The sequence below is a fragment of the Neisseria sp. P0021.S007 genome, from assembly GCF_051956855.1.
The window spans coordinates 1-675 of the sequence record NZ_JBQCXA010000566.1 but is presented as its reverse complement, the minus strand read 5'-3'; the positions used below and the strand labels follow the sequence as shown (position 1 = coordinate 675).

Annotated in this window: 1 protein-coding gene; it reads left to right on the top strand. The window is 52.9% G+C overall.

What is annotated here, in order from left to right; all coding sequences use genetic code 11:
* Nucleotides 1-130 precede the first annotated feature (130 nt).
* Nucleotides 131-586 (top strand): dihydroneopterin triphosphate diphosphatase, encoded by a 456-nt coding sequence (gene nudB, locus ACTHUR_RS14660; protein WP_440399318.1) that lies wholly within the window; start codon nt 131-133, stop codon nt 584-586.
* Nucleotides 587-675: the final 89 nt, after the last annotated feature.

Here is a 675-nt window from a genome sequence, read left to right as displayed (position 1 = left end):
ATCCGCAGCGCGAAGTCCGCATCCTGAACGAAAGCCAGGCACCGAGCAGCATCGCCATGATTAAGGCGGGAATGCAGGCGCGCAGCGATACCAAATCCGATCCTGCGATGGATTCCGGCGGAGACGATTGATGGCAAAGCCCTTGAAGTATCCCGTGTCCGCGCTGGTTGTCCTGCATGATGCCGACGGCAATATCCTTTTAATCGAACGCACTTCGCCGCCAGGTTTTTGGCAGTCGGTAACCGGCAGCATCGAACCGGACGAAACCATAGAGGAAACCGCCAAACGCGAAGTTTGGGAAGAAACCGGCATCCGCCTTGCGGACGGGCAGCTCTACAACTGGCACGACAGCACAGTTTATGAAATCTACCACCACTGGCGGCACCGCTATCCGAAAGGCGTGTTCGAAAACCGCGAACACATCTTTTCCGCCGAAATTCCGCGCGATGCGGCTATTGTTTTGCAGCCCGACGAACACGTCGCTTACGGATGGTTCAGTATTGAAGAAGCGGCGGAAAAAGTGTTCTCCCCGTCGAACAAAAGGGCGATTTTGGCATTGGGGAAAAGGTTGGGATTGGTGGTTTGATGAATGATGGCGGAGAGATGACCGACAACCGCATTTAAAGACCGATGGACAGCCTCTTTTATATCTAATAAAATAAACGATAATTGTTA

Excerpts from the sequence above, each read along its gene's own strand:
- nudB (WP_440399318.1), top strand. The coding sequence starts at position 131 with ATGGCAAAGCCCTTGAAGTATCCCGTGTCCGCGCTGGTTGTCCTGCAT.